Origin of the sequence: Streptomyces sp. NPDC093111, from assembly GCF_040683955.1 — a bacterium.
In the GTDB taxonomy this organism is placed as follows: Bacteria; Actinomycetota; Actinomycetes; order Streptomycetales; family Streptomycetaceae; genus Streptomyces.
Genome location: NZ_JBFBNW010000003.1, coordinates 219,176 through 240,949, shown reverse-complemented (window position 1 = coordinate 240,949; position 21,774 = coordinate 219,176). Strand labels below are relative to the sequence as shown.

The 21,774-nt window shown below is 73.4% G+C and carries 18 protein-coding genes; 8 read left to right on the top strand and 10 right to left on the bottom strand.

The genetic code is table 11. The features are described 5' to 3' along the window. Nucleotides 1-14: 14 nt before the first annotated feature. From AB0Q96_RS05895 to AB0Q96_RS05860, 8 genes are all read right to left on the bottom strand, one after another. Complete coding sequence (locus tag AB0Q96_RS05895; protein WP_365322066.1) at nucleotides 15-794, bottom strand: inositol monophosphatase family protein; 780 nt, start codon at nucleotides 792-794, stop codon at nucleotides 15-17. Continuing rightward, a complete protein-coding gene (locus tag AB0Q96_RS05890; RefSeq protein ID WP_365322064.1) occupies nucleotides 791-1,417 on the bottom strand; it encodes a hypothetical protein in 627 nt (208 codons plus the stop codon). Before AB0Q96_RS05890 ends, AB0Q96_RS05895 begins: the two co-directional genes overlap by 4 nt. Next, complete coding sequence (locus tag AB0Q96_RS05885) at nucleotides 1,414-1,878, bottom strand: PfkB family carbohydrate kinase (RefSeq protein WP_365322062.1); 465 nt, start codon at nucleotides 1,876-1,878, stop codon at nucleotides 1,414-1,416. The genes AB0Q96_RS05890 and AB0Q96_RS05885 overlap by 4 nt, the downstream gene beginning before the upstream one ends. Nucleotides 1,879-1,913: 35 nt before the next feature. Continuing rightward, nucleotides 1,914-3,179, bottom strand: a complete 1,266-nt coding sequence (locus AB0Q96_RS05880; RefSeq protein ID WP_365322060.1) for a DUF4145 domain-containing protein — start codon at nucleotides 3,177-3,179, stop codon at nucleotides 1,914-1,916. Nucleotides 3,180-3,262: 83 nt separating this feature from the next. Further along, complete coding sequence (locus tag AB0Q96_RS05875; RefSeq protein ID WP_365322058.1) at nucleotides 3,263-4,522, bottom strand: hypothetical protein; 1,260 nt, start codon at nucleotides 4,520-4,522, stop codon at nucleotides 3,263-3,265. A 173-nt stretch (nucleotides 4,523-4,695) separates the two neighbouring features. Further along, nucleotides 4,696-5,592, bottom strand: a complete 897-nt coding sequence (locus AB0Q96_RS05870) for a tyrosine-protein phosphatase (protein ID WP_365322056.1) — start codon at nucleotides 5,590-5,592, stop codon at nucleotides 4,696-4,698. A 216-nt stretch (nucleotides 5,593-5,808) separates the two neighbouring features. Continuing rightward, the gene (locus tag AB0Q96_RS05865; RefSeq protein WP_365322054.1) at nucleotides 5,809-7,308 is read right to left on the bottom strand and encodes an ankyrin repeat domain-containing protein; all 1,500 of its coding nucleotides are present in this window, start codon (nucleotides 7,306-7,308) and stop codon (nucleotides 5,809-5,811) included. A gap of 56 nt (nucleotides 7,309-7,364) precedes the next feature. Further along, nucleotides 7,365-8,204 (bottom strand): hypothetical protein, encoded by an 840-nt coding sequence (locus AB0Q96_RS05860; protein ID WP_365322053.1) that lies wholly within the window; start codon nucleotides 8,202-8,204, stop codon nucleotides 7,365-7,367. Nucleotides 8,205-8,380: 176 nt separating this feature from the next. Here AB0Q96_RS05860 and AB0Q96_RS05855 point away from each other — a divergent pair, with 176 nt between their 5' ends. Continuing rightward, the gene (locus AB0Q96_RS05855) at nucleotides 8,381-9,163 is read left to right on the top strand and encodes a serine protease (RefSeq protein ID WP_361164215.1); all 783 of its coding nucleotides are present in this window, start codon (nucleotides 8,381-8,383) and stop codon (nucleotides 9,161-9,163) included. A gap of 163 nt (nucleotides 9,164-9,326) precedes the next feature. Here the strand turns inward: AB0Q96_RS05855 and AB0Q96_RS05850 are convergent, their stop codons facing one another. After that, nucleotides 9,327-11,072 carry a beta-galactosidase family protein gene (locus tag AB0Q96_RS05850; RefSeq protein WP_365322051.1) on the bottom strand — a complete coding sequence of 582 codons (1,746 nt, stop codon included), beginning with the start codon at nucleotides 11,070-11,072 and terminating at the stop codon, nucleotides 9,327-9,329. A 95-nt stretch (nucleotides 11,073-11,167) separates the two neighbouring features. Here AB0Q96_RS05850 and AB0Q96_RS05845 point away from each other — a divergent pair, with 95 nt between their 5' ends. The 6 genes from AB0Q96_RS05845 to AB0Q96_RS05820 all read left to right on the top strand — a co-directional run bounded on the left by AB0Q96_RS05845 (nucleotide 11,168) and on the right by AB0Q96_RS05820 (nucleotide 18,986). Next, complete coding sequence (locus AB0Q96_RS05845; protein ID WP_365322049.1) at nucleotides 11,168-12,055, top strand: AraC family transcriptional regulator; 888 nt, start codon at nucleotides 11,168-11,170, stop codon at nucleotides 12,053-12,055. An 11-nt stretch (nucleotides 12,056-12,066) separates the two neighbouring features. Next, on the top strand, nucleotides 12,067-12,438 hold the full coding sequence (locus AB0Q96_RS05840) for a chorismate mutase (RefSeq protein ID WP_365322048.1): 372 nt from the start codon (nucleotides 12,067-12,069) through the stop codon (nucleotides 12,436-12,438). Beyond that, on the top strand, nucleotides 12,438-13,433 hold the full coding sequence (locus tag AB0Q96_RS05835) for an asparaginase (protein WP_365322046.1): 996 nt from the start codon (nucleotides 12,438-12,440) through the stop codon (nucleotides 13,431-13,433). The genes AB0Q96_RS05840 and AB0Q96_RS05835 overlap by 1 nt, the downstream gene beginning before the upstream one ends. 106 nt (nucleotides 13,434-13,539) lie before the next feature. Next, complete coding sequence (pepN, locus tag AB0Q96_RS05830) at nucleotides 13,540-16,041, top strand: aminopeptidase N (RefSeq protein WP_365322044.1); 2,502 nt, start codon at nucleotides 13,540-13,542, stop codon at nucleotides 16,039-16,041. A 156-nt stretch (nucleotides 16,042-16,197) separates the two neighbouring features. Further along, a complete protein-coding gene (locus tag AB0Q96_RS05825; protein WP_365322042.1) occupies nucleotides 16,198-17,574 on the top strand; it encodes an aminotransferase class V-fold PLP-dependent enzyme in 1,377 nt (458 codons plus the stop codon). Further along, nucleotides 17,571-18,986, top strand: a complete 1,416-nt coding sequence (locus tag AB0Q96_RS05820; RefSeq protein ID WP_365322040.1) for a SidA/IucD/PvdA family monooxygenase — start codon at nucleotides 17,571-17,573, stop codon at nucleotides 18,984-18,986. The genes AB0Q96_RS05825 and AB0Q96_RS05820 overlap by 4 nt, the downstream gene beginning before the upstream one ends. Before the next feature lie 31 nt (nucleotides 18,987-19,017). Here AB0Q96_RS05820 and AB0Q96_RS05815 read toward each other — a convergent pair whose 3' ends face one another. Continuing rightward, nucleotides 19,018-20,829, bottom strand: a complete 1,812-nt coding sequence (locus AB0Q96_RS05815) for a 5'-nucleotidase C-terminal domain-containing protein (RefSeq protein WP_365322039.1) — start codon at nucleotides 20,827-20,829, stop codon at nucleotides 19,018-19,020. Nucleotides 20,830-20,955: 126 nt separating this feature from the next. On the opposite strand from AB0Q96_RS05815, the gene AB0Q96_RS05810 reads away from it, so the two are divergent. Continuing rightward, a complete protein-coding gene (locus AB0Q96_RS05810; protein ID WP_365322037.1) occupies nucleotides 20,956-21,633 on the top strand; it encodes an SIMPL domain-containing protein in 678 nt (225 codons plus the stop codon). Nucleotides 21,634-21,774: the final 141 nt, after the last annotated feature.

The following is a 21,774-nucleotide window of genomic DNA, read 5'->3' as shown; positions in this document are numbered from 1 at the left end:
GGCTCCCGGTCCGGTCAGGGGCAGGCCGCTCCGGCCCGCTCCCACCGGTCGAGCAGCTCCCGCGCCACACGGCGGCTGCCCGCGGCGAGCACCGGCGAGCCGAAGCCGTAGTCCGCTCCGTCCGCGCCCAGGACCGCCAGACCACGCTCCCGGACCAGCGGAACTCCCGCCGCCACGTCCCAGGGCTTCGGGCCGACGCAGAGGCACGCGTCGATCCAGCCCTCGGCGACACCGACGAGGTCCAGGCTCATCGCGCCTTGCAGCCGGACCCGGTGGGCCTCGTCGTGCAGCAGCGTCAGCACGGCCCGCGCCCGTGGATCTCCGGTGCCGGTGAGGCCGACGACCGCCCGTCGGAGTTCCTGTACGGCGTCGGGCTGCTCGGTGGCCAGCGGGTCGGCCGAGATCTTGCCGCCGGCGGTCCAGCGACGGCCGAGCGCGGGGGCGTCGATCACTCCGAGCCGCGGCAACCCGCCCTCCGCGTACGCCAGCGAGATGCCGTACAGCGGCGCGCCACGGGCGAAGTTCATCGTGCCGTCGACCGGGTCGAGCAGCCAGCACTGGTCCGGCAACGGGCCCCCGGCGAAGGTCTCCTCACCGACGACCGGGATGTCCGGGGTCCGGCGACGCAGCAACGAGGAGACCAGGCGCTCGATCTCGACATCGGCGTCGGTGACCTCCTCGCCCGAGGGCTTGTGCCGGGCCCGTGCCCACTCCGCCCCGGCCCCGGCCAGCCAGCGCGCCGCCACGTCGACGGCCTCGCCCGCAACGGCGAGAAGCTTGCTCTCCGACGTCACCGCGGGGCCAGCGTCCTCTCCTCCAGGATCTCCGCGTGGGCACCGTTCTCACCCATCACGTAGAAACTGAAGCGGTCGAAGACCCACGTCCCCGGCACGTCCACCCGCTCGGGCGTCGACCGGACCAGCTCCACGGCCACCGCTTCCTCGGCGCGCCCCAGCGTGATGTGGGGGGCGTACGCGGGTCCCGTGTACCGGTACCCGTATCGCTCGAAGCTCTCCCGCTCGTCCGGGGTGAACCGCGAGACGTCCTTGGACGGGTCGAACGCCGCCCGGTCCAGATACGGCTCCAGCACCTTCAGCGTGGCCTGCTGGATCCTCTCCAGCAGAGACGGCCGCTCCAACGAGAGGAACACCCAGCCGGTGGGCTGGTGGACGACCCCGTGCGAAGCCAGCACGATCCGCTCCGGTGCGTCCACGGCGGCAACTATCCGGTCGAGCTCCGCCGCCGGGTCGAGGGAGTCGAGGAACGGGCCCTGGAACACCGTGACATGGGGCAGGTTGCCCTCCGGGCTCAGTGGCGGACGCAACACATGGTCGCCACCCACCTCCCGCTGGAGGCGAATCGCGGTCGTGCGGTGTCCCGCGCTGGGCAACAGGGCGATGCCGAGCCATCTCGTCACGGCTGAGCTCCAATCTTCGTGATCACGTGCAGTGCGGCGTCGAGTCCCCGGCGCAGGCAGGACGCCGGGGTCTCCCCGTTCGACCAGCCCGCGAGGAAATCCGCGTCGAACGCGTCGCCGCCCCTGGTCCGGTCCACCGGGCGGACGGCCATGGTCGGTCCGGTGACGACCCTGCCGTCCGGCGACGCCCCTAGTGTGCCGCTCGGCCCCAGGGTCAGGATCACATGACCGGACAGGGAAGCGGTGTACCGGAGGGCTGTGCCCTCGAGGGCACCGGGGACCGCGTCGGGCAGGCGGGCGGCCTCGTCCGCGTTCATGAGGTTCAGTGCCCCCGCCCGAGGGACGCCTCCATGTCCCGGCCGTGGTTCCCCGACGAGGTGGACGTGGTCCACCTCGCGGATGACGTCCGCGGCGACCGAGGCGATCGCCGCGCGGCGGTCGGCGCCGAGGAAGGTCATCATCCTCGGGCCGTCGCCTGGCACACGGCGGGGCCGGGTCACGGGCGGCCCAACCGGTAACTCTCGAACAGGACGTGCCGCACCAGCCGCTCCCTGCTCTCCCGGGTGTTCTGCAGCGGGAACGAGGCGTGCGTGACCAGGTCGCGTACCAGTTCCTCGAACCGTGCCTCATCCGAACCCAGATCGTGGAAGGAACGCATGAACTCCTGGTGCAACTGCTCCGGGGGCACCTTCAGCTCCTCCAGCCAGGCGCGGTTGGCCAGCAGGACGTTCGCGGCCGCGGACCTCAGCTGAGCCTGGGCGTCCGGGGGCAGCATGTCGGAGTTCAGCAGCTCGAAATACGCGTCGTCCTCCAGGGCGTGCATCCGCAGGTTCTGTCCACCGACCGCCAGGACGTCCCCGTTGAGATGGAACAGCTCCAGGCCCAGGTGGTGAGGCACGTCGAGGACGCGTACCCCCCTCTCCGCCAGGCCCGCCTCGTCCGTCGAGAACGCCCGCAGGATGTTGTCGAACATGTCGCTGTGCTTGGGTACCGCGATCGTCGCTCCTGCGGGATCCCGTAGGAACTCCTCGCCCGAGGTACTTCCCCAGCGCCCGTCCCGGGCGGCGAGGAGGTAGAAGTTGCGGCCGCCCATCGAGTAGCCGACCCGGCCGACGGGGACGACCTGTGCGGCGACCTCCGGGTCCGTCCCCCGCATGCGCAGCAACCGCTGCTCGTTGTAGACGGCGAGGTCCAGCAGGCCCCCGGCGACGTCGGTCACCAGCCTGTCCGACCACGGCATCTGCACATGGGCGACGCGATGACGGCGGCGGCCGAGGAGCTCGTCGAACCCGCAGCCCAGCAGTACCGCCTTGACCACGATCAGGGTGGAGTCGGCGAGCCGGGTCGTCCCCGAGCCGTGCTTGAGCGCGGACAGCTCGTGCTGGGCCTCGTCCTCCGCGAACGACGCGGTGGTCCTGCCGTACCAGACCGCCAGCTGGGTCAGGGCGTTGAGACACGGCTGTACGTCCTCGGTGGAGATCTCCTCACCGGAGGCGTCCTGCGCGTGACTGCCGTAGTTGCCGTAGTTCTGGATGGTCCGCACCGCGAGCGCGACCTTTGGCGGGACCAGACCCTTCGCCGTGAGGGTGGTCAACAAGGACTCCAGCGTCGGCTTCGCGCCGACCGCCTGCTGTATGGCGATGTCCAACAGGATCGACTCCGCCGCCCTCCGTGCCGTGCCGAGGAAGACCTCCGGGTCCGCCTCCGCGTAGCGCAAAGCCTTCCGGTACAACCGGATCGGCTCCCCCTCGTTCACCGTCACGTCGCCCGTGTCCTCTTCACTGTTTTTCGCGGAAGTTACCAAGGCCGGCAGGCACCCGCCAGCCGCTTCTCCGCCTTGTCCGGCTACCGCCGGTCCCCGCTCAGCGAGGCCAGGACGACGCGGCCGTAGCGGGTGGCGAAGGCGCCGACGGTCGCGACCAGGGCCGCGCCGAGACCGATCATCATGTGAGCCGGGCTCTCGTCGCCCAGGACCTGGAGGATGCCCAGGGCTGTGCTGAGCGGGAGGCCCAGGATCGTCAGCACGCCCAGCGCACCCGCGATCTGCTGGTTGTCCTGGGTCTGTACGAGCCGGCTGTAGTCGGCGGCCTCGGCGAGGATCTCCGCGAAGCGGTCGGCGAGCCGGTACTGAGCCTGGAAGGCGAGGAGCAGCTCGTTCGCCGGGCCGTGCGCCGTCAGGTGCTGCCGCCAGTACGTGCTGCGGAAGGCGGCGATGTGGCGTTCCAGCGCGGTCACCCGGCGGGCCAGCCGCCGCCCGTCGAAGACGTTCGACAGGCCCTCCGTGAGCTCGTCGATGTGGTCGCGCTGGATGGTGCCCAGCAGGATCGCGTCCAGGTACACGGTCCGGGAGTGCAACGCGGCGAACTCGTAGAAGTCGCCCTCACCGGTGTCGGGGCGGTGCCCCAGGAATGCCGCTCCGTGCCGTAGCACCAGTGCGCTCCAGTCCGCCGAGATGCGGACCGTGTCGGCGGTCTGCCGGGGGAACTGCTCAGGAGCGGAGGGGAAGTCGGCGTCGGCGGAGCGGGATGCGAGCGACCACAGCCAGCCGTCGGCCGATCCGGGCAGTTGCCCGTCGACCCGTACCGCGGCCCCGTGCTCGGGGCGTGGGGTGAGAAAGGCGACGGTGTAGGGGCGGGCGATCGCGAAGGGGCCCTGCGCGGTCATCGGCACCGCGACGCCGGCGAGCAGTGCGGCCGGGTCGAGCGGGCCGTCGAGCGGGTCGGGACCCGCGGTGGGGCGCTGGCCGACGGCCCGCAGGGTCGTCAGCAGCGACGGGCCCTTGATGTCGAGGTGCAGGACGGCGAGGGCGTGCCGCGGATGCTGCGCGGTGGCGGTGTGCAGGATCTCCATCGCCCGCAGCGTGAGGTCCCCGTGCGCCACGGACGTGAACGTGTGCCAGCGGCACGGACGTTCGGGGGTGCCGTACAGCGCGCGGGCGGCAGCGGGGGTGAAGTACGTCTGCCGGGTCCCCGCGTCGGTGGTGCGTGTGCCGAGCCGGAGCGGCAGTGGACCGGTCTCCCACGGGGGCGGAGCGGGCAGTCGTACGGGAAAGATGACAGTGACGGCCTGCCGGACGCCGGTCGCGGTGCTGAGATCGGTACTCAACGGCGGCAACTCTCCAGACGCTCGTGCGATCAGGCTTCGCGATCACGCTTCGGTGGGCGCAAGAAGGTTAACTGCACGGCAGGATCGCCACGTTGGGGATTTCGGCCGGTTGACGACGGGCCCTGGTGCGGCGGCCCGGGACGGCGGGCCGCGGCCATGTCGCTCCCGTGAGGTCAGTCGACCAGTCGTGCCCGTAGTGCTGCCAGGGTCCGGAGGTCCAGGCCGAGGCCGGTGGTCAGGTAGTGGTAGACGCTGCCGTAGGCGGTGCGGACCTCGGTGAGGGCGGCGTCCAGGTAGGGCTGGCGGACCTCCTGGAGGGGGATGATCAGGTCCGGGTTCTGCATCAGGCCGGCCTGGCGGAGGCCCTCGCGGACGCGGGCGTCGTTGGCGGCGCGGAAGGTGTTGGAGGCCAGGTAGTCCTCGGTGGCCGCGCGTTCCGGTACGCCGAGGAGGGTGAGGAGCAGCCAGCTGGTCCAGCCCGTGCGGTCCTTGCCCGAGGTGCAGTGGTAGAGGTGGGGGCCCGTGCCCGGGGCGGCCAGTTCGCGCAGGGTCGTGCCGAAGCGTTCGCGGTTGGCGGGGCTGGTGACGAAGGTGCGGTACACCTCGGTCATGAAGGCCGCGGCCCGGCCGCCGCCGAGCATCTGTTCCTGCCGGACCGGGTCGCGCGAGCCGATCGCGGCGAGCAGTTGCCCGTACAGGCCGTTGTCGGTGACGGGGCGGGAGACCAGGGCCGTGCCGGGGGGCAGGCGGTCCGAGCCGTCGGACTGGACTTCGAGGGGGATCCGGAAGTCGATCACCCGGGCGAGGCCGAGGTCGCCCAGTACGGCCACGTCGGCGTCGGTCAGCTTGCCGAGGTGGTCGCCCCGGTAGACCAGGCCGTGCCGGACCCGGGCCCCGTCGTAGGTGAGGTATCCGCCCAGGTCACGGACGTTGACCGCGCCCTGGAGGGGGACCTGCCGGATGGCGTTCGCGGTGCGGGGGTGCGGCCCGGCCAGGGCGGGCGGGGCGGTGGCCGCCAGGATCGCGGCGGCGCCGGCGGTGCTCAGCAGGGTGCGTCGTGAGAGGGGCATGTGGATCAGCTACCTTTCCACCAAACGCTTGTTAGGTGAGCGTGCTGGGAGGAAGGTAGCAGCCGGGGGAGGAGGAGGGGAGGGTCGGTGGCGGGGCCGGGGCCGGGGCCGGGGCCGGGCGCGGGGCCGCCTCGTCGCCTGCTGCGCGTTGTCTCATCGACCTCGCCGCCGCGCCCCGCCCGTCTCATCGCTGCCCCGCTGCCCCTCCGCCCCTCCTCACCGTCCGCGCGGTGCCGTCCACTCCAGGCGGGTGCGGGTCCGGGGGTCCGTCACGTGTTCCAGGGCGGCCAGGGCCGTCTCGCGGGCGGGGCCTTCCGGGTCGCCGTCCGCCAGGGTGCGGGCCAGGGCCTCCACGGCGCGCGGGTCCTGACGGATGGCCAGGCCCCGCGCGGCCTCGGCGGCCGTTTCCGGGTCCGGGTCGGCGAGTCGTGCGGCGAGGGCCTCGCGTACGGCGGGGGTGTCGTCGGGGAGTTCGGCCAGTGCCAGGGTGGCCCAGTCGCGCACCCGGGGGGCGTGGTCCCGGCTCAGGCGGACCAGTGCGTCCATCGCCTCGGCATGACCCGCGGGCACGAGTCCGGTCAGCGCGGCGGCCGTCTGCCGTCGTACCTCGTCGTCCGGGTGTCCGGCGAGGCCGAGCAGCCCGGGCACGGCGCCCGCGTCCGCGCACTGCCCGAGCGCGACCGCGAGGGAGAGGGCGGGCTCGCGGGGGAAGGCCGCGCCCGCGCCGGCCTCGCGCAGCCCGGCAGCCGCCTCCGCCGCCAGCCCGCGCAGCACCGGCAGCGCCCGTGCAGTGCGGCCCGGCAGCGCGGCGAGGACCTGGACGCCCAGAGCGCGGCGGAGCGGGTCGGGGGCGGCGCACCAGGTGGTGGCGGTCGTGGCGACGGTCTCGTCGGGGCGGGCGGTGAGCGCGGCGACCGCCGTCGTCCAGGCGTCCCGCGCCGGGTCGCCGCAGCGCAGGGCGCGCCCGGCGAGCTCCTCGTGCGGGGTGCGGAGGCCGAGGGCGCCCTCCAGGAGGGTGGCGATGGCCGCGTGGCCGGTCTGGCGTTCGTCGCCGCGGGCCGGCGCGCCGTCCTCGCGCAGCAGCTCGACGATCACGGTGACGCCGCCGTCCTCGGGCACCCGCCGCACCACCGCCTCGTAGGTGTCGCCGACGCCCCCGCCCTCCACGAGCCCGCGCCGCAGCACCGCCGCCATGTCCGCGCCGATCCACCGCCGGGCCTCGTCGAGCGCCTCCGCCCGGCCTCCCGCGCCGTGTTCGAGCAGTGCCCGTACGCAGGAGGTGGAGCCGCGCCGGGCGGCGGCCACCAGCGGGGCGAGCCCGTCGGGCCCCGGCCGGTCCGGGGCGGCGCCCGCTTCGAGCAGTTCGCGCACCACCTCCGTGTGGCCGAGCCGGATCGCCCAGGCCAGCGCGGTGAAGCCGTAGCCCTCCTCCTGGTCCGGGTCCGCGCCCGCCGCCAGCAGCGCCCGCACCACCTCGGTGTGGCCGCCGCAGGCCGCTCCGCACAGCGGCAGGTCGGCGTCGTCCTCGCCGCCGCGCCGGGCCGGGTCCGCCCCGGCGGCGAGCAGCAGCCGGACCGCCACCGGCTGGTTGCCGACGGCCGCGCGGTACAGCGCGGTCTCGGCGTCCTCCCGCGTCTCGGGGTCGGCCCCGTCCCGCAGGGCCCGTACGACCCCGTCGTCGTCCCCGTTCCACAGCGCCTCGAACAACGTGCTCATGCGCCGACCCTCACCCGAGTCACCCGAACGGCGCAAATCCATTCCCTGACGTACGGTCAGGGCGCGCATTCCAGCACGGTGGCGCACACCCCGCAGCGGGCCCTCACCCGGCCCCGGGCCGGTGCCACCCGCAGCCGCTGTCCGCACACCGGGCAGGGGAAGACGCCGTCGCCGACGGCCCGGGCGCGCCGCCGGGCGGCCCAGCCGGCGCCCGCGAGCGGCGGGTGCCGCCAGTCGCGGGCGGCCTCCTCCCGGCCCCGTACCCACGCGTCGTACGCCACCGCGCTGGTGAACCACGGCGACGGGTCCTCGCCGAACACCTCGGCCCGCTTGGCGAGGACGTAACCGAACTCCTCGGGCGTCAGATAGCCCAGCTTCTGGCTGGACATGCCGTCCTGCCGGAACGCGTCGAGCAGCAGCCAGCCCGCGCCGAGGTAGGTGGTGACGACGTCGGTGAGGATCTCGTTCTCGGGCGTCGTGGGGAAGGCGAGCCCGAGGCGGTGCAGCAGCACATGGGTGATCTCGTGGGCGAGGGCGGCGCCGATGTCCCGGCGGTGGGCCGGGCGGGCGAAGCGTTCGTTGAGCTCGACGAAGTACTCCGGACCGGCCGTCAGTTCGACGGCCGCCGCGTGTTCCATCGAGCGGAAGCTCACCACCATCCGGGCGTCGGGCAGCCGCAGGTGCCGGACCAGGGCGCGGGCCACGGCCTGCGCGCCGAGGTGGAGGCCCGCCGGGTCCTCGACGGCGACGGCGACGTCGGAGGCGGGGAGGCTCGTCTCGTAGCGCCGCACGCCGTCGGGGGAGAGGCGCCGGTAGAGCGCGCGGATGGCCGCCCGGACCGTGTCGAGGTGCGGGAACCCGTGGACGACACGGGAGACTTCGTCGCTGTGCGGCAACCCGGACCACCCCCTGCCGTCCAGGGTACGGGCGGCGTGGCCGGTGTCCCTGGGCGTCCCCCGCCTGGCCGAAAAGGCCTTCTTGTCGCTCCCGTCAAGCGGTGTCCATAATCCGGACCACGTTCTTGACGGGCTCATGCCATCAAGATCAACCCCCCATGAAAGAAGGCAGTCGCATGCAGAAGCACAGTCTGGTCCGCGCGCTGCAGAAAATCGCCGCGGCCGGCGCCGTCGTCCTCGCCGCCGTCAGCCTCCAGCCCACCACCGCCTCGGCCGCGCCCGCGCCGGTCGTCGGCGGCGTCCGCGCCGCCCAGGGCGAGTTCCCCTGGATGGTCAGGCTCTCCATGGGCTGTGGCGGCTCCCTGATCACCCCGCAGGTCGTCCTCACCGCCGCGCACTGTGTGAACGGCTCCGGCGCCAACACGAGCATCACGGCCACCGCCGGAGTCGTCGACCTCCAGTCGAGCAGCGCCATCAAGGTCAAGTCGACCAAGGTCTACCAGGCCCCCGGCTACAACGGCCAGGGCAAGGACTGGGCCCTGATCAAGCTGGCCTCGCCGATCAGCAGCCTGCCCAACCTGAAGATCGCCGAGACCACCGCGTACAACAGCGGCGACTTCACCGTGGCCGGCTGGGGTGCCGCCACCGAGGGCGGCGGCCAGCAGCGCTACCTGCGCAAGGCGGTCGTCCCGTTCGTCTCGGACGCCTCCTGCCAGGCCGCGTACGGCAGCTCCCTCGTCCCCGCCGAGGAGATCTGCGCCGGGTTCAGCCAGGGCGGCGTCGACACCTGCCAGGGTGACTCCGGCGGCCCGATGTTCCGCAAGGACAACACCAACGCCTGGGTCCAGGTCGGCATCGTGAGCTGGGGCGAGGGCTGCGCCCGCGCCGGCTACCCCGGCGTCTACACCGAGGTCTCGACCTTCGCCTCCGCGATCAAGGCCGCCGCGGCCACGCTGTAGCGGATCGACGGATCGACGGATCGACGGATCGACGGATCGACGGATCGACGGATCGACGGATCGACGGATCGACGGATCGACGGATCGACGGACCGTCGGACACCCGCACGTGAAGGTGCCCGGGGCTTCGCGCCCCGGGCACCTTCACACGCACCCCCACCACCTACACCAGCTCCACCGCGCCCCCCGCCCCGCCCTCCAGCTCCAGCACCCACACCTCGTTCGGGCCCTCCCGCAGCACCGGGCCCGGGACGTACAGCGCGTCCTGGGGGCCGGTGTTCCAGTAGCGGCCCAGGCAGAAGCCGTTGACCCAGACGAAGCCGCGGGTCCAGCCCGGCAGGCGCAGGGCCGCGTCGCCGGGGGAGGGGACCGTCACCGTGCCGCGGTGCAGGCCCGGGCCGGCGTCCTGCGGGGCCGGGACGAACGGGAGTTCGTCCACCGCCGCCGCCTCGAAGGCGTCGAGCCGCAGGCCCCGGGCCCGTACCCCGTGCAGGTACTGCCGCTCGTGCCGGATGCCGCCCGTGACGCCCTTCGGCTCCGCGAGCCGGGGCCCGTAGTTGACCCGGCCCAGCGACTCCACCCACAGCTCGACGACCGCGGGCCCCGCCACCGGCTCCGGCAGCACCGCCTCCTCCGTGTCGAGCACCCCGGCGAGGATCCCGTCCACGTACACCGAGGCCCGGTCGCGCAGCCCCGAGACCGCCAGCGGGTACGGCTGCCGGGGGCCCGGCACCTGGACCCGGTAGTGGACCAGGCCCCGGTCCACGCCCAGCTGTTCGAAGGTCGGCGGCGTCGGGGACACCGTCTCCGCGTCGCCGAGCACCGCCAGCACCTCAGCGAGCGGCGCCCAGCCCTCCGTCGCGGCGGCCGCGGGCGCCCCGATCCGCGCCGGCGGCTCCGGCACCTCGGGCAGCGGCCCCTCCGCGTAGTCGGCGAGCACCTCGCGGAAGCGCCAGAACTTCTCCGTCGGCAGCCCCGCCTCGTCGACCGGCGCGTCGTAGTCGTAGGACGTGACCGTCGGCCGCAGCGCCCCCTCGTGCAGCCGCCCGGCCCGGTTCGCCCCCGCCCATCCGGCGAAGCTGGTCCCGCCGTGCGCCATGTAGACGTTCACCGACGCCCCGCACTCCAGGATCTCCCGCAGCGTCGCCGCCGCGTCCGCCGCGTCCCGCCCGACGTGCTCCGTGCCCCAGTGGTCGAACCAGCCGCACCAGAACTCCATGCACATCAGCGGACCCGCCGGCTGGTGCCGCCGCAGCGTCGCGAACGCCTCCCGCGCGCCCGAGCCGAAGTTCGCCGTCGCGAGCACCCCCGGCACCGAACCGCCCGTCAGCATGTGGTCCTCCGGGCCGTCCGAGGTGAACAGCGGCACCTCCACCCCGCAGGCGAGCAGCAGATCGGCGACCCGCCGCAGATAGCCGGCGTCGGTGCCGTAGCTGCCGTACTCGTTCTCCACCTGCACCAGGACCACCGGACCGCCCCGGCCGATCTGCCGCTCCACCACCTGCGGCAGCAGCCGCCGGAACCAGCGCTCCACGTGCGCCAGGTACTCCGCGTCGTCCGTGCGCACCCGCCGCCCGAGCGGCCCGGTCAGCCAGTGCGGCAGGCCGCCGTTCTCCCACTCGGCGCAGATGTACGGGCCGGGGCGCACGATCGCCCACATCCCCGCGTCCGCCACCGCGTCCAGGAAACGCCCCAGCGCGTCCACGTCGCCGTAGCGGCCGGGCTCCGGCTCGTACAGGTTCCACGGCACGTACGTCTCGACGCAGTTGAGGCCCATCGCCCGCAGCATCCCGAGCCGGTGCGCCCACTGCTCCTCGTGCACCCGGAAGTAGTGCAGCGCCCCCGAAAGCAGCCGCACCGGCCGTCCGTCGAGAAGAAAGGCCTCGTCACCCACCACGAACTCGCTCATGCGCCTCACCTTCACCCTCTGGCGGCGGACCGGTCCATGGACAAAGATCGTCGCAGTTTGGACCCTTCGACGGGCGCTGAGGAGGCTGCCGCGCGATGTACCACACCTGGATGCGCTACTTCACGCCCGGACCCGTCCACCACCGCCTCGGACTGGTCTGCCTCGGCGTCGGACTCCAGCACGGCACGCTGCCCGTCGTCGGCCCGCGCACCCTCGACCACCACGTCGCCGTCCTCGTCAGCTCGGGCGGCGGCTGGTACCGGGGCCCCGACGGGCGCCGCACCACCGTCACCGCCCCCGCCGTCATCTGGCTCACCCCCGGCGTGCCCCACCACTACGGCGCCGACCCCGGCACCGGCTGGGACGAGTCCTTCGTCGACTTCACCGGGCCCGCCACCGCCACCTACACCGAGCTCGGCTACATCGAACCCGACCGGCCCGTCGTCCCCCTCGCCGACGCCGCACCGGCCCGCGCCGCCGTCGGCCGCATCGCCCGCGCCGCCCGCCCCGGCAACCCCTTCCTGGAGGTCGAGACCGGCGCCGCCGTCCACGAACTCCTCGTCGCCCTGCGCCGCTCCCGCGCCGACACCAACGCCGACGGCGACCCCGTCCTCACCGCCCTCGCCCGCGACGCCTTCGGCCGCCTCACCGTCGCCGAACACGCCGCCCGGCACGGCATGACCGCCGCCGAGCTGCGCACCGCCGTCCGCCGCGCCGCCGGGTGCAGCCCCAAGGACTACCTGCTCACCGTCCGCCTCGGCCGCGCCAAGGAACTCCTCGCCGGCACCGACCTCCCGGTCGCCGCCGTCGCCCGCCGGGTCGGCTACGACGACCCCGCCTACTTCTCCCGGCTCTTCACCCGCCGCGTCGGCACCGCCCCGATCCGCTTCCGCGAACAACAGGGCAGGACCGTCCCCGGCGGCTGGAGCACCACCGTTCCGGATCCCGAACACCCGCCGACGATCCTGCCGCGATCCGGATAGGGTCGCTCCTCATGAGCGAGACCAGTGAGACCAGCGCGTCCGACGAGAGCGGCGACGCCCGCGAAGCCCGGAGCACCGTCGGCGCCATCGACCCCTCCGTCACCGCCGAGCTGACCCGGCTGCGCGAGAGCATCGACAACATCGACGCCGCCGTCGTCCACATGCTCGCCGAGCGGTTCAAGTGCACCCAGCAGGTCGGCGTCCTCAAGGCCGAGCACGAGCTGCCGCCCGCCGACCCGGCCCGGGAGGCCCGGCAGATCGCCCGGCTGCGGGAACTCGCCGGGAGCGCGAAACTGGACCCGGCCTTCGCGGAGAAGCTGCTCAACTTCATCATCGCGGAGGTCATCCGCCACCACGAGACGATCGCGGACGGAGCACGCTGATGGCGCGGGTCACCGTATTCACGCTGGGGGGCACCATCTCCGCGCGAGGCGGTGACGCCGCCCGCATGACGGGTACCGAGGTGCTCGCCGAGCTCGGCGTCGCGCCCGAGGGCGTCGAGGTGGAGCTCCGCGACTTCCGCCGCGTGCCCAGCTCCTCGCTCTCCTTCGAGGACCTCGCGGCCCTCGCCGACGAGGTCCGGGCGACCGTCGCGTCCGGCTCCGGCGCGGTCGTCGTCCAGGGCACCGACACCCTGGAGGAGACCGCCTTCCTCCTCGACCTGCTCTGCACCACCGAGCAGCCGATCGCCGTCACCGGCGCGATGCGCCGCCCCGACCTGCCCGGCGCCGACGGCCCCGCCAACCTCGCCGCCGCGCTCGCCGTCGCCGCCGACCCCGGCTGCCGCGACCTCGGCGTCCTCGTGGTGCTCGCCGACGAGATCCACGCCGCCCGCTTCGCCCACAAGGCGCACACCACCTCCGTCGCCACCTTCACCTCGCCCGGCGCGGGCCCCCTCGGCGCCGTCGTCGAGGGCGAGCCGCGGATCCTGCTCCGCCCCGCCGTGCCGTCCCGGCTCTGCGCGCTCAGCGTCGACCCCGCCGTACGGGTGGCCCTGCTCACCCTCTCCCTCGGCGACCGCGGCGAACTCCTCGACGCCGTCGCCGACCGGTACGACGGCCTCGTCGTCGCCGCCTTCGGCGCCGGCCACGTCCCCGCCGGCCTCGTCGAACCCCTCACCGCGCTCGCCGAACGCATCCCGGTCGTCCTCGCCTCCCGTACGGGCGCGGGCGCGACCCTCTCGCACACCTACCGCGGCCCCGGCTCCGAGTACGACCTGCTGCACCGCGGCCTCGTCCCGGCCGGCCCGCTCGCCCCCGCCAAGGCCCGGCTCCTGCTGCACGCCCTGCTCTCCAGCGGCGCCAAGGGACCCGCCGGATACGACCGGCCCCGGATCTCGGCGGCCTTCGCCCACCTGGACGGCGCGGGCCTGGCCTAGGGCCCGTGGCCGTACCCCCGTCGCGAGGGCCTGTCCGAGGCATTCGACCGGCCCTGATCGCGAACCCCCCTGCCGGGCCGGGGGGCCATCAGGCAGCATGGCCCCCATGTCCGTACTGACGCGCGACGAAGCGCAGACCCGTGCCCAGCTCCTCGACGTCCACCGCTACACCGTGGAGCTCGACCTCACCACCGGCGACGAGACCTTCGAGTCCACCAGTCTCATCCGGTTCACCGCCCGCGCCGCCGGGACCAGCTTCGTCGAGCTCAAGCCGGAAGCCCTGCACTCCGCCGTCCTCGACGGCGAACCCCTGGACACCGCCGCCCTCGACGACAACCGCCTCCCGCTCACCCTCACCGAGGGCGAGCACACCCTGAGCATCGCCACCACCATGCGCTACTCGCGCACCGGCGAGGGCATGCACCGCTTCACCGACCCCACCGACGGCGAGACGTACGTCTACACCCAGCTGTTCATGGAGGACATCCAGCGGGTGTTCGCCGCCTTCGACCAGCCCGACCTCAAGGCCGTCTTCGAGATCGCCGTCACCGCCCCCGAGGGCTGGACCGTCCTGTCCAACGGCGTCACCGAGCGCGGCGCCGACGGGCGCTGGACCGCCGCCCCCACCCAGCTGCTCTCCACCTACTTCGTCTGTGTCGCCGCGGGCCCCTGGCACTCCGTCCGTACCGAGCACGCCGGCCTGCCCTTCGGCATCCACTGCCGCCGCTCGCTCGCCTCCCACCTCGACGCCGACGCCGACGAGATCCTCGACATCACCAAGGCCTGCTTCGACCGGTACCACGAGAAGTTCGACGAGCCGTACCCCTTCGACTCGTACGACCAGGCCTTCGTCCCCGAGTTCAACCCGGGCGCCATGGAGAACCCCGGACTCGTCACCTTCCGCGACGAGTTCGTGTTCCGCTCCGCGGTCACCGACACCGAGCGGATGACCCGCGCCATGGTCATCGCCCACGAGATGGCCCACATGTGGTTCGGCGACCTCGTCACCCTGCGCTGGTGGGACGACATCTGGCTGAACGAGTCCTTCGCCGAGTACATGGGCTTCCAGACCATCAACGAGGCCTGCTCCGACCGCTTCGCCGACACCTGGATCGACTTCGGCGCGACCCGCAAGGCCTGGGGCTACGAAGCCGACCAGCGGCCCTCCACCCACCCCGTCGCCCCCGACCCGGACGCCGTCCCCGACACCGCCTCCGCCCTCCTCAACTTCGACGGCATCTCCTACGCCAAGGGCGCCTCCGCGCTGCGCCAGCTCGTCGCGTGGATGGGCGAGAAGGACTTCCTCGCCGGCATCAACATCCACTTCAAGCGCCACAAGTTCGGCAACGCGACCCTCGCCGACTTCATCGACAACCTCGCCGCCGCCACCGACCGCGACGTCCACGGCTGGGCCGAGCAGTGGCTGCGCACCACCGGCGTCGACGTCCTCACCCCGCGCGTCGAGGGCGAGGGCACGCGGTGGCGGCTCACCGTCGACCGCGAGGGCAGCCGCCCGCACCGCATCGCCGTCGGCGTGTACGACCTCGACGCCGCCGGCGCGCCGGTGCTCCGCTCCCGGCACGACCTCGACGTCCCCCAGGCCGCCCCGCTCGAACTCGCCGGCCCGCGGCCCGCGCTCGTCGTCCTCAACGAGGGCGACCTCTCCTACGCCAAGATCCGCTTCGACGGGGTGTCGGAGGAGACCGTGCTGCGCGGCCTCTCCCGCATCCCCGACGGCCTCACCCGCGCCGTCGTCTGGAACGCGCTCCGCGACATGGTCCGCGACGGCGAACTGGAGCCCGCCGCCTACCTGGAGACCGCCCGCGCGCACCTCCCCGAGGAGACCGAACTCGCCGTCGTCCAGGGCGTCCTGGGCTTCGCCCGCGGCCAGATCGCCGACCGGTACGTCTCCGCCGCCGACCGGCCCGCCGCCCTCGCCACGATCGGCGGGATCGCCCGCGACCTGATGCGCCGCACCGAGGACGGCGACGCGCCCGGCCTGCGCCTCACCGCCGTCCGCACCTCCATCGACAGCGCCACCACTCCCGACAAGATCGCCTCCTGGCTCGCCGACGGCACCGTCCACGGCGGCCCCGAGCTCGACCCCGAGCTCCGCTGGCGCATCCTGGCCCGCCTCGCCGTCCTCGGCGCCACCGACGAGGCCGCCATCGCCGCCGAACTCGACCGCGACCCCAGCGCCACCGGCCAGGAGGGCGCCGCCCGCTGTCGCGCCGCCCTGCCGACGGAGCAGGCCAAGGCCGCCGCCTGGGCGTCCATGTTCGACTCCGACGACCTGTCCAACTACCTGTTCACGGCCACCGCCCAGGGCTTCTGGAAGCCCGAACAGGCCGAGCTGCTCCACCCCTACGTGGCCCGCTTCTACCCGGCCGCCCTCGCCCTCGCCGACCGCCGGGGCCCGGCCATCGCCGAAGCCGCCGGCCGCTGGGCCTTCCCCGCCGACGCGGTCGACGCCGACTCCCTCGCCCTGGGCGACCGCCACCTCGCCGAGGACAAGGCGATCCCGTCCCTCCACCGCAAGCTGGTCGACCAGGTCGACGACCTGCGCCGGGCCCTGAGGGTGCGCGACCGGGCCGCGTCCGCGGAGTAGGGCCGGGCGGGACTCTCCGGGCCCGGCCCAGAACCCGCTCCATCCTGGGCCTTCGCTCCGCTCCACGGGGCGAAGGCCCGGTCGTCCGTCCCCCGTTCGGGTCACAGCACCCGACTCTCCGGACAAACCACCAGAACCCCCGGCACCCTGTCGTCCATGCGTGCCGCACCCCTCGCCGGAGGCGCCCCCGGCCCCGAACAGCTCCGTCCACTTCTCGACACCGTCCTCGACGCCCTCCGCGCCGGAGCGGAGGACCGCGGCGGCCCCCTCCCGGCCGGCGGACCGCGGGCGGTGGCCCATCAGGTGCGGGAGGCGCTGGGGGAGGCGCTGCCGGAGAGCGGGGACGGGGCCGCCGAGGCCCTGTTCGGCGTCGTACGGGCGGTCGCCGCCGGCGCCGCCGACCCCGCGCACCCGCTGTGCGCGGCGCACCTGCACACCCCACCGCTCGCCCTCGCGGCCGCCGCCGACCTCGCGGCCTCCGTGCTGAACCCCTCCCTGGACTCCTGGGACCAGGCCCCCGCCGCCTCCGTGCTCGAAGAGCTGGTCACGGCCGCCCTCGCCGCCGAGGCGTTCCCCGCCGCACCTCGCCCGGACGCCCTGGTCACCACCGGCGGCACCGAGTCCAACCAGCTGGCCCTGCTCCTCGCGCGGGAACGCGGCGGCACCGTGCAGACCCTCGTCGGAGCCAACGCCCACCACTCCTTCCGCCGCGCCGCCTGGCTCCTCGGCCTGCCCGAGCCGGTCCTCGTGCCGGCCCCGAACGGCACCATGGACCCGGTCGCCCTGGCGCGGGCGCTCACCGAGCTCCCCGGGCCGCTGCTGGTCGCCGCCACCGCCGGCACCACCGACGCCGGACTGATCGACCCGCTCCCGGAGATCGCCGAGCTCTGCGCCACGCACGGCGACGCGGACCTCCACGTGGACGCGGCCTACGGCGGCCCGCTCCTCTTCAGCGACCGGCACCGCCCGCTCCTCGCCGGTCTCGACCGGGCCCGTACGGTCACCGTCGACCTGCACAAACTGGGCTGGCAGCCGGCCGCCGCCGGGCTGCTCGCCGTCCGGGACGCCGAGGACCTCGCCGTCCTCGGACACAGCGCCGACTACCTGAACGCCGACGACGACACCGACGCCGGGCTGCCCGACCTCCTCGGGCGTTCGCTGCGCACCACCCGGCGGCCCGACGTCCTCAAGACCGCCGTCACCCTGCGCGCCCTCGGCCGCTCGGGGCTCGGTGCCCTCGTCGACGCCTGCATGGCGCTCGCCGAGGACCTGGCCGAACGGGTCGAGAAGGCCCCGGGCCTGGAGCTGTACGCCCGGCCCACCCTCACGACCGTCCTGTTCCGGCCGTACGACGCTCCCGACGACACCGTCGCCGGGATCCGCCGCACCCTGCTCGCCGAGGGCCGCGCGGTCCTCGGCCGGGCCGCGGCCGACGGGCGGCTCTGGCTCAAGGCCACCCTGCTCAACCCCCACGCCACCCCCGGCGACCTGGCACAGATCATCTCCCTCGTGGAAGGCGGCACCGACCGATGACCGGCAGCACCCCCCAGCACGACCTCGACCGTCCGCACGACCTGGTGGGCGTCGGCATCGGCCCGTTCAACCTCTCCCTCGCCGCGCTCGCCCAAGGCGTGCCCGGCGGCCTCGCCACCGCCTTCTTCGAGCAGCGGCCCGCCTTCCACTGGCACCCCGGCCTGCTCATCGAGGGCGCCACGCTCCAGGTCCCCTTCCTGGCCGACCTGGTGACCCTCGCCGACCCGGCCAGCCCGTGGAGCTTCCTGAACTACCTCCGGAGCCGCGACCGGCTCTTCCCCTTCTACTTCGCCGAGAAGTTCCACATCCAGCGCGCCGAGTACGACGCCTACTGCCGCTGGGTCAGCGGCCTGGTCCCCGGGCTCCACTTCGGACACCAGGTCGACTCCGTCCGCTGGAACCCCGAACGGCGCCTGTTCGAGGTCGACTTCACCCAGCTGGACGCCGACGGCGAGGCCGAGGCGCTGGGCCGCGCGTACACCCGCAACGTCGTCCTCGGCGTCGGCACCGAGCCGTACGTCCCCGAGCCGCTGCGCCCGCTCGCCGACGCCCCCGGCGTGCCCGTGATCCACTCCGCCGACTACCTGACCCACCGCGAGTCCCTGCTCGCCGCCGGGCACGTCACCGTCATCGGCTCCGGCCAGTCGGGCGCCGAGGTCTTCCTCGACCTGCTGCGCGCCCGCCCCGAGGGGGCCGAGAGGCTGCACTGGCTGGCCCGCAGCGAGGCCTTCGCCCCCATGGAGTACTCCAAGCTGGGCCTGGAGCACTTCACCCCCGACTACACCCGCTACTTCCACTCCCTGCCCGAACCGGTGCGCGGCGAACTGGTGCCCCGCCAGTGGCAGTTGCACAAGGGCATCGACGCCGACACCATCGCCGCCATCCACGACGAGCTCTACCGGCGCACCCTGCACGGCGGCTGGCCGGACGCCGTCCTCACCCCGGGGGTCCGGGTCCGCACGGCCGGCCGGGTGGCCACCACCAAGGTCGAGCTCCATCTGGAGCACGCCCAGCAGAACACCCGCTCCCGGCTCACCACCGACGCCGTGGTCCTGGCGACCGGCTACCGCGAGCGCCCGGTCGACCGGATGCTCGCCGGCCTCGACCCGTACCTGCGGCACGACTCCGCCGGCCGGCCCCGGATCGACAGCGCGTACCGGCTGGTGCTCGACGACTCGGTCACCGGCTCGGTCTACGTCCAGAACGCGGAGAAGCACACCCACGGCGTCGGCGCCCCCGACCTGGGGCTCGCCGCCTGGCGCAGCGCCGTCATCCTCAACGCGGTCACCGGCAAGGAGCCGTACCCGCTGCCCCGCCGCACCGCCTTCACCACCTTCGGCCTGGACGCGCGAGAGGCGCCGAGCATTCCGGCCCAGGGCCAGAAGCTGACGCCTCTCACGCAGAACGTGTGAGTCACCGGGCGGGACCCGGTGGGGATCCGTCCTAGAACACCGGCGCGCCGTCGCGCGTCAGCTTCCAGTCCACCGAGGCGAACAGGGCCGGGTCGACCGTGCCCTTGGCCTTCACCCACTGGATGATGGTGTTGCGGATCTCGTCCGAGTTCGCCCACAGCTGCTGGGCCTTGGCCACGTGCGGGAAGGCGCCGCCGCCGCTGGCCCGGTAGTTGTTCACCGCGAGCACGAACTGCGCGGCCGGGTCGAGCGCCTGGCCCTGGAACCGCAGGTTCGCGATCCGCTGCCCCACCGGCTTGGCGATGTCGATGTCGTACGTCAGCCCGGACACGGCGTCGTAGTTGTAGTCCGGGGTGTTGTCCGCGTTGGTGAGCTTCGCGGTGTCGACGGGCGCGCCCGCCGGGGTCTGGACGTAGTACTTCGCCGAGTACTCCAGGTACTCCTTCAGCTGGGCGCCCGTCATCAGTCGGGCCTCCAGGGTGTTCTCGAAGGGGTAGAGCCCGGCGGCGTCCTTGATGGAGATGGCGCCGGCCGGGATGCGGGCCGTGCGGGAGAAGCAGGAGGCCTGGGAGAGCACCGGCAGGTTCGCGTGGGCGCCGCCGGCCAGGGCCGCCTTCACCGTCTCGGCCTGGACGACGTTGATCAGGTCGATGATCGGCTCGTCCTTCCACGGCGCGTCGGCGGTGGTCATGGCGGCGGTGGAGGTGCCGATGACCTGGTTGACGTACGCGACGACCTTCTTGTGCTCGTCGGCGAGCAGCCCGGTGATCTCCGGGTCCTCGGGGACCGTGTTGGAGTTGAGCACCTTCGCGCCGACCTTCTCGACGGTCCAGCGGCCCTTCTCCCACACCAGGTCGAAGTCGAAGAGGGTCAGGCGCTGGCCCCACTTGAGCGGCTCGGACAGGACGACGTCCTTGCCGGTCGCCTTGTTCTTGATCCGGTACTCGGGGATCTCGGTGTGCGCGTGCCCGACGAGGATCGCGTCGATGCCGGGGACCTGCTCGGCGACGAGCCCGGCCGCGTTCTCGACGTACGGGAGCTGGTCGCCGTACGAGGAGGTGCCGCTGGAGCCGGAGTGCGCCGAGACGACGACCACGTCGGCGCCGAGCGAGCGCAGCTTCGGCACCCACTTGGCGGCCTGCTCCTCAAGGCCGGGGAAGACCATCTTGCCGCTGACGTTGGCCTTGTCCCAGATGGCGATGCCCGGGTTGGTCAGGCCGAGCACCGCGACCTTGACGTCCCGCCCGTGCGGGGTGCGCAGCCGGTGGATGCTGTACGGCGGGAAGGCCGGGCGCAGGGTCTTCGCGTCGAGCGCGTTGGCGCCGAGCAGCGGGAAGTCGAGCTGGTCCTGGAACTTGCGCAGCACCGGGATGCCGTAGTTGAACTCGTGGTTGCCGAGTGCGGCGGCGTCGTAGCCGATGGCGTTCATGGCCTGCGCCATCGGGTGGACCGGGCCGCCGGCCTTGGTGATGGGGTCGACCTTGGCGTAGTAGTACGACAGCTGGGTGCCCTGGATGGTGTCACCGGCGTCGATGAGGAGGGTGTTGCAGCGCCCCTTCTCCTCGCGGACCTGCTCGACCAGGGTGGAGATCTTGGCCAGGCCGACGTCGTTGTGGGCCTTGTCGTCGAACTCCGCGTCGGTGAAGTAGTCCCAGTTGAAGACGTTCCCGTGCAGGTCGGTGGTGCCCATCACGGTGAAGGAGTACCGCTTCTGCGGACGCGGGCGGCCGTGGCCGGGGGCTCCGTCGTGGGCCTCGGCGGGAACGGCGACGGCACCGGCGAGGGCCACTCCGGCCCCGGCGGCGGCCGAGCGCTCCAGGAACGTCCTGCGGTTCAGCGGCATGTGTGTTTCTCCCCTTGTGGTTCTGTGGCGAAGGCGCCGACCGTGGCGCACAACGCGCGTAGATTCTGGCTCAGACCGCACGGTCGCAACAGACCTTTCGGGTTACGGAGTGGGAAAGTGTTCGGTATGACACAGCAGCAGCCCACCCCCGAGGCACCCCAGGTGACGGTCCGTGGCGAAGGCCGCCTGGAGGTCGATCCGGAACTCGCCAGGATCGGGGTCTCGGTACGCGCCCGGGGCACCGACCGCTCCACGGTCCTGGCCGCCCTGACGAGCCGCAACGCCGAGGCGATCGCCCTGGTCAAGTCGTACGGGGAGGCCGTCGCCAAGCTGGAGACGGGCGCCCTCTCGGTCAGCCCGGAGCCCGCCCGGCACGGGCGCGGCGAGCGGGTGCGCGGCTACCAGGGCTGGGTGCACCTGTCGGCGGAGCTGACCGACTTCACCGCCCTCGGCGAGCTGACCACCCGCCTCGCCGATCTGGAGTGGACCCGGGTGGACGGCCCGTGGTGGGCGCTGCGCCCGGACTCCCCGGCGTACGCCGAGGCCCGCCGGCAGGCCGTGCGGGAGGCGGTGCGCCGGGCGCGCGAGTACGCGGAGGCGCTGGGCTCCTCGCTGGTGGCGTTGCTCGAACTCTCCGACACCGGGCTCGGGCAGGGCGGTGGCCACGCGCCGATGGGCGGGGCGCGGATGGCGTTCGCCGCGGAGGCGGTGGACGCGCCGGCGCCGATGGAGCTCGAACCGCAGCGGCAGACGGTCACCGCCGAGGTCGCCGCGCGGTTCACGATGGCCCCGCCCCCACTCTGAGACATCCGGTCCCCGACCGCGGAAATCGCTCATCAGAGCAGGCGTTCGCACAGATTCAAGACTTGTCAACAACCTTTCACTGAAAGGTTGTTGAGTAGTCATGCCCGGCCCATTCGCTACCCGCCGGTAAGCCCTAGGCTC

Coding starts and splice junctions, on each gene's coding strand:
- AB0Q96_RS05810 (WP_365322037.1), top strand. CDS start 20,956: ATGACACAGCAGCAGCCCACCCCCGAGGCACCCCAGGTGACGGTCCGT.
- AB0Q96_RS05870 (WP_365322056.1), bottom strand. CDS start 5,592: ATGCCCCTCTCACGACGCACCCTGCTGAGCACCGCCGGCGCCGCCGCG.
- AB0Q96_RS05820 (WP_365322040.1), top strand. CDS start 17,571: ATGACCGGCAGCACCCCCCAGCACGACCTCGACCGTCCGCACGACCTG.
- AB0Q96_RS05850 (WP_365322051.1), bottom strand. CDS start 11,072: ATGAGCGAGTTCGTGGTGGGTGACGAGGCCTTTCTTCTCGACGGACGG.
- AB0Q96_RS05815 (WP_365322039.1), bottom strand. CDS start 20,829: ATGCCGCTGAACCGCAGGACGTTCCTGGAGCGCTCGGCCGCCGCCGGG.
- AB0Q96_RS05825 (WP_365322042.1), top strand. CDS start 16,198: ATGCGTGCCGCACCCCTCGCCGGAGGCGCCCCCGGCCCCGAACAGCTC.
- AB0Q96_RS05855 (WP_361164215.1), top strand. CDS start 8,381: ATGCAGAAGCACAGTCTGGTCCGCGCGCTGCAGAAAATCGCCGCGGCC.
- AB0Q96_RS05840 (WP_365322048.1), top strand. CDS start 12,067: ATGAGCGAGACCAGTGAGACCAGCGCGTCCGACGAGAGCGGCGACGCC.
- AB0Q96_RS05835 (WP_365322046.1), top strand. CDS start 12,438: ATGGCGCGGGTCACCGTATTCACGCTGGGGGGCACCATCTCCGCGCGA.
- AB0Q96_RS05865 (WP_365322054.1), bottom strand. CDS start 7,308: ATGAGCACGTTGTTCGAGGCGCTGTGGAACGGGGACGACGACGGGGTC.
- AB0Q96_RS05885 (WP_365322062.1), bottom strand. CDS start 1,878: ATGATGACCTTCCTCGGCGCCGACCGCCGCGCGGCGATCGCCTCGGTC.
- AB0Q96_RS05845 (WP_365322049.1), top strand. CDS start 11,168: ATGTACCACACCTGGATGCGCTACTTCACGCCCGGACCCGTCCACCAC.
- pepN (WP_365322044.1), top strand. CDS start 13,540: ATGTCCGTACTGACGCGCGACGAAGCGCAGACCCGTGCCCAGCTCCTC.